Annotated in this window: 4 protein-coding genes; all 4 read right to left on the bottom strand. The window is 64.0% G+C overall.

Going from position 1 to position 6,150, the window contains the following annotated elements; translation table 11 throughout:
• Positions 1–965 (bottom strand): hypothetical protein (locus tag ACXWUF_RS16490; RefSeq protein WP_458495741.1); only part of this gene is annotated, 965 nt, incomplete at its 3' end.
• Between the two features lie 38 nt (positions 966–1,003).
• A complete protein-coding gene (locus ACXWUF_RS16495) occupies positions 1,004–3,205 on the bottom strand; it encodes a cytochrome c peroxidase (protein ID WP_458495742.1) in 2,202 nt (733 codons plus the stop codon).
• Between the two features lie 49 nt (positions 3,206–3,254).
• Positions 3,255–4,013 carry a hypothetical protein gene (locus ACXWUF_RS16500; protein ID WP_458495743.1) on the bottom strand — a complete coding sequence of 253 codons (759 nt, stop codon included), beginning with the start codon at positions 4,011–4,013 and terminating at the stop codon, positions 3,255–3,257.
• 364 nt (positions 4,014–4,377) lie between these two features.
• Positions 4,378–6,150 (bottom strand): tetratricopeptide repeat protein (locus ACXWUF_RS16505; RefSeq protein WP_458495744.1); only part of this gene is annotated, 1,773 nt, incomplete at its 5' end.

Genomic DNA, 6,150 nt, shown 5'->3' on the forward strand with positions numbered 1-6,150 from the left:
TCCAACAGAACCAATGAACCCGCCCGGACAGAGGGACTGGCGACCTTGGCGGAAGCGTGTGGTGCGCCGCCAGTGATTTCCGTGATTTCCAGGCGGTAATCAGCGCCGTTTTTCAAGCTGCCGCAATTGTTGAGAGGGCAACTGCCACCCATCGCCAATAAATAATGCCCGGCGGCCAGATTGTAGAGATTCAACGCCGCCCGCCCACCGCCCAACGGGGCGCTGAAATTCGAGTCGGCACCTAAGGTGCTGCCCCCCAGTCCGCCGCCCGTCGAGATATTGACGTAGCCCTCGCGGACCTCGTTCTGATCCTGGCTCAGGTTGTAGTCGGTACTGCCGGGGTCTTTGTTGATGGGCATCCCGTTCTTCCAACCCACGGGGCCGGAGTTGGCATAGCCGATAAATCCGGTCACAGCGCCGTAACCCTCGCGAGGCGTCCAGTTGAAACTGCCACCGCCAGGCGCTGTTCCGGCATTGCCCAGCATCCACGCACTGGCATTGATCGCGCTTGGCGCGGCTACTTGGTTATAGGAATGGGTGCCGTTCTTGCCATTGTTGATGTCACCGCAGTGGCCGAGACAATTCTGAGAATCGAAGGGCTTGGCACCCACCGGCCATAAGGTGAATGCCGGGTTGAAGCCCGGCTGGGCCGGGTTGGTGCGGACCAAGCTGAAGGTGTAATTGCCGGGCTTGGTGATGAGGACGTCGTACCAGATTGAATTGTGCGCCCAGCCTAAGTTTTTCGAGGTTCCGGAAAAAACATTCGGCACCCCGATGTGGGAATTGTTGCCATCCCAAGCATACAGCGGAAGGCCATTTTTGGTGGCTTCGGCTCCGCTGGCGGAGGTAGTGCCGGTGTTAGAGATGGTGCCTAAGATCGTAATGGCGCCCGCGTCCATGGACGCGGCGGACAGCCCACTCCCGGCCAGGATCAGGGCGACGGCTTTGCGGATGCGTTTGTTCATAGCGTTTCCTTGGATTCGGTTCAGTGCTGCCGCCGGACTCAATCCGGCAGCAGGTCGTGGAAGGTTTCGAGCGGCGTGGTCCGGCCATTCTTGCCGACCGCCGGGACCACCAGGATGTCGTCCCGCGCCAGACCCGCGTCAGTGCCGGAGCCTTGCGTTTGCTGCTCGTTGCCGGGATGGCCGTTGGGGACCAGCACTTGGGGGTGGTCGAAGGGTTCTCTCTCGTAGCGCACCCGCTCGTCGGTCAGGGCCAACAGGAAGGCGGCCAGATTGTCCCGGTTGATCGCCGCCTGGAAGATCAGCCCCTTGTGCATGTCGGGGTTGACGTGGTTGACGGAATTGCCGGGCGTGAAATTGCCCACCTGCACCAGATATTGATCCAGCACTTGGTCGAGGCTGCTCATGCCGCCGTTGTGCATGTAGGGTCCGGTCAGCTCGACGTTGTAAAGCTGCGGCGTCTTGAACTGGGCGCCGGGCGGGCCTAGGCGCTGTTCCGCCGCGCCCCGGTCCAAGGCGGCGGCGACGAGGTCGGGCTTGGGCACGACGGCGGAGGCGGGGTCGGCGCAGCCGCTGGAACCCGCCGGATCGGCCAGCACATTGCCCGCGCCGAATTCCGAAACGCTGAAATTGCCCTGGCCGTTGAAGCCGATATTGCACGCCTGGATGAGCGGCAGCGGCTCGGACACCGAGGCGCTCCGACCGGCCAAGCCCGCCAGATATTGCGGCGCGAAGGCCAGCGGTTTGCCGTAGTCGTCCACGTTGTTGAGGCCCGGATCGGCCACGCTGGGCACCGCGCCGTTATTGAGGAAGCCGGTGTCGGCCAAACGGTAGCTGCCGTCCTGGGTGGCGATGCGGTTGACCATGGTGCGTTGGGCCGAATCCCCGTCCTTGTAGCGCGTCACCCGGTGGGTGGCGGTGCTGAACAGCGGCCCCGTGTGGCAGAAGATGCAATGGGCGTCGTTGAAATCCTGGAAGCCTTGCACCTGTTGCGGCGTCAGCACGTTGTTCCGATCCACGAACTTGCCGTCCTGCAAGGCCAGGTTCGCCCGGTCATACGGGGTGTCGTCGGAAATCAAGGTCGCCCCGTACATCTGGATGGCGAGGCCGAAGAAGAACGAGAAATTCGCCTCGGCCTGACTGAAGCCGGTTTTGTCATAGCGGGGCTTGCCGAACGAAGGATGGGTGCCCGCCGCCCACAACCGGCTGTCGAAGGCATCCTTGACCAATTGCTCGTAAGTCACGCTCAGCCCCTTACCGCTGGCGTTGCGCAGGGGGCTGAGCACGCTATCTTCCGCGTGGACTTCCTGAGCTTCCAGTGCCCGGCGCTTGAGGAGCTTCCGACCAATGTCCGGCCAGGTGCGACCCTTGCAGGACATCTCGAACTCGTTGAGGGGTGGCCCCACCGCCAATGAAGCCAGGGAGGCGTTTTCCAGGGCCATGCGGGTTTTCCATACGGCCCCGCCATCCAGCACCCACAGGTAAGCATCTGGATCACGCGGCCCCCACACGGATACGCCGTTGAAGGCGTGGTTGGCGCGGCCATCCCAGAACTGCCGGTCGAACAGCACGGCATTGATGAAGGTCGGGGCGTTGCGTGGCTCCACCCGGCGGGTGTGCAGATTGCCCACGTGGTAGGTCTGGTCCAATCCCGCGCCGGAAGCCGTGTAAGCCTTGCATTCGTCCTTGGCCGCGCCGGTGGAGGCCGGCGTGGTCTTGGCCACGCCGACAAAGTCCCCCGCGAAGGTGCCCGAAGACGCCACGGCGTTGTAGGTGTAGGAATCCTCGATGAGCTTGCCGGTCTGGGGATCGAACTTGTACAGGGGAAAATCCCGCTTGGTCAGTTGCCAGTTGGCGAGGTTCGGCCCGCGTGGGTCTTTGGGATCGTAGGCGTTGGAGTCCGAGAACTTGCCGGGCAGATGGGCCTTGCCGGGCGAGAGCTGGTTCTTGCTGCGGGTGTCGGCCCCGGCGTGGAAATGGCAGGAGCCGCAGGCCATGCCGTCGCTGCCGACGTTCATGTCCCAGAACAGGGCCTTGCCCAAGGCGATGGCCTTGCTTTGATTCATTACGATGGGCTTTGAGCCGTCCAGCAGGCCGGGGATGTCTGGCACTTTGACATCTTTCAATGAGGGCGGGAGATTGCCAGTGTGGGCGTATCCCAAGGCGGGGAGTCCCGCTGTGATAAGAGTGGCTATCAGCCCAGCCAGAGGCGCGTGCAATGGGCGCTTGGGAATGTCTTGCATATCATTGTTCCCGGAATTTATAGGGAGATGAACGCGGCGCGGGGCCGGATCACTTCTTGATTTTGTAGGCGGCGCTGGCTTCCAGCAGCTTCGCCGTGGCGGGTTGGGCCAGCTTCTTCAGCTTGTCGGGCAGCGGCACATCCACCACGATGGGCGCCTCAAACTCGGCCAGCGGCTTGCCGTCCGCGCCCACCAGCACGGCCTTGTCGCCGGATATCGCCTTGGGAAAGATCGAATCGAATCCCGCCGACTTGGCATCGTCGCAATGTCCCCAGCGCAGCAAGGTGTGGGCGGCGTTGGCCTTCATCCCCAGCGAGTACACCGCCGAAGCCGCCTTGACTGAACGGGGTTCAAGGAAGCACTCCGCGTAAGGAGTGGACTGATCCGCATGGTAATAACGCAGCACCGGCCTAGCGTCTTGGGCTTGCGCCTTGTCGGAAAGGCCCAGCGCGGTGGCGGGCAGCGGCACGGCGACATCCACCAGCAGGTAATACTGGCGGGCGCCATTGGAATAGCGCTGATTCACCAGCTCGGCTTTGATTTTGATTTTCCCCGCGCCCGCCGCCGTCTTCCGACTGGGGACATTACCGACCAACTTATCGCCAGCTCCGGGCGCACGGTCGGCGAAGATGTCGTCCTCGGGTATTTGGCCGCACTCGAAATGCCCATCCGCCGGATCGCAATGGGCCAGGACACCGCCGGACCAGAGCAGCGCGGCGGCGAACCCGCCACCCGCCAGCAAACCGGCCAGCCGCCCGAATCGTCCGTGCCGCCCCCATCCCGGCTGGGCGTGAGGCGCTTGTCTCATGTTGTCGAATCGTATTCCCATAGAATCTCCGAATGGGGTGGATTGACGGTCGGTGCCGGGCCACCATTGACCCGCGCCCAGCCCTAAAGAGGTTCGCAATAAAGCTTGGCCACCCGCCAGGATGGTAGAGGTCAAAGCAAACGCCGTGCCAATAGACATAACCGCTTTATTTACAGAGGATTACGATTCAATCACCCATCCCAAATGAGCATGAATATGGGATATAACTTATCTCTCTACGTCGTTCCACCCCAGATTCAATATGAGTCACGTGGGCGTCCGATGAAACGGTCGAACGCCCACTGGCTCATGGATATAACGGGCCGCTTGCGCCGACACAACGGGACGGTGCGCCGCCCCACGGCTAGCGCAGCCCTTCCAAGGCCGCCCTGGCCTCGTCCATGCCGGGGAACTCCGTCTTGGTTTCCAGCGCCTTGGCGAGATGCTCCTTGGCCCGCGCCGGGTCGCCCTGCCTCGCGTAGATCATGCCGAGGTGATATTGGAACACCGGCACCTGCGGCGCCTTTTCCAATGCCTTGACTTGCAGGGGCAGCGCCTTGGCCGGATCACCGGCGAGGCAATGAATCCAGGCCAGGGTGTCGAGGAACGCGGGTTCCTCCGAGCCTTCCAGGCGCTTCGCCAAGGCCAGCGCCCTGGGAAGCTCGGGCGTCCGGCCCGGCGTGGCGCTGAGCAGGCTGGCGAGGTTGTTGACCGCCAGGAGGTTGTCGGGCTGGACCTTGAGGATGGACTCGTACTGGGCCATGGCTTGGTCGAACTGCTTCGCGCCCTCATAGGCCCGGGCCAGCCCGAATCCGATGGCGACATCGCCGGGAACGGCCGCCTGCGCCCTCTGGTACACCTCGATGGCGCGGGCGGGCTGCCCCTGCCGCTCGTAATGACCCGCCAGGGCGGCATAGGACGGCAACCAGTTCGGATCGAGTTCGATGGCCTTGTTGGCGGCCTTGACGCCCTCCTCCCCCCGGTTCTGGGCGAAGGCCAGGGCCGCGAGCAACTGGTGGGCGCCCCCGTGCTTGGGGTTTTCCGCCAAGACCTTCCTCAAGCGCGCCTCGGCCTTGGCGGGCTGCTTCATTTCCAGATAGGCGGACGCCATGGCCTTGAGGGGTTCGTAGGCGTTCTTGGACTTTTGCAGGGCGATGTCGTATTCGGCCAGGGCCAGATCGAGCTTGCCCCGGCTCTGGTAAAAGCTGCCCAGCCGGAACGCGGCCTGGGGATGGTCGGGGAACTTGGCCTTGATGTCCTTGAGCAGGGACTCCAGCGGCGCGTCCTGCTTGTCCATCGCCAGCAGGTCGGCCTTCAGGTTCAGCCCGTCGAAGCTGGCGGGTTGGGCGGCGAGGAAGTCATCGGCTTGCGCGAAGGCGGCGGGCAGGTCTTGGCGCTGGACCAAGCGTTGGATCAGGCTTTTCCTCAGCCCAAAATCGCCCGGTCTGGCGCGGACGGCCTTTTCCAGGCTATCCCGGCCCTGGTCCGGCTGGCCGCTCAACTGCTGGGCGGTGGCGAGCAGAACCAGCGCGTCCACCGCGTCGGGCTGGTCCTTGAGGATGGCCTGCAAGGGCGGGATGGCGTCCTGCGGCTGCTTGTCGGCCAGGGCCAGCCGGGCCTTGCGCAACAGGGCCTCGTGGTCCTGGGGATTGTTCGCGAGGGCGGTGTCCACCAGCGATTTGCTCTCGTCGGCGCGGCCCGCCCGCGCCAGGAATTCAGCCAGTTGCCCACGGGCCTTGACGGCTTCCGGCTGGCCCTCGCGGCGGGCGATGAAGTCCCGGTACACCTGCTCCGCCTGCGTCGGCTGGCGGGCTTTTTCCAGCAGATTCGCCAGGGTCGCCCGGGCCGACCAATCGTCCGGTGCCGCCTCGACGACCTTCCGGGCGGCGGCGACGGCCCGCTCCCAGTCGCCCCGCCGTCCGAAGTACGCGCTGAGTTCCATCTGGGGCGACAGCCACTTCGGGTTCAATTCGCTGGCTTTTTCCAGCGCCTTCACGCCCTCCCCTTCCTGGCCCTGGCTCAGCGCCACAAGCCCGAGCAACTGGTAAACACCGGCCTGTTTCGGGTCCAGGGCCTGGGCTTGTTTGAGCCGCGCCTCGGCCTTGGCGGGCTGCTTCGCTTCCAGGTAGGCGCTGGT

This window comes from Methylomagnum sp., assembly GCF_054333355.1.

Excerpts from the sequence above, each read along its gene's own strand:
- ACXWUF_RS16495 (WP_458495742.1), bottom strand. The coding sequence starts at position 3,205 with ATGCAAGACATTCCCAAGCGCCCATTGCACGCGCCTCTGGCTGGGCTG.
- ACXWUF_RS16500 (WP_458495743.1), bottom strand. The coding sequence starts at position 4,013 with ATGAGACAAGCGCCTCACGCCCAGCCGGGATGGGGGCGGCACGGACGA.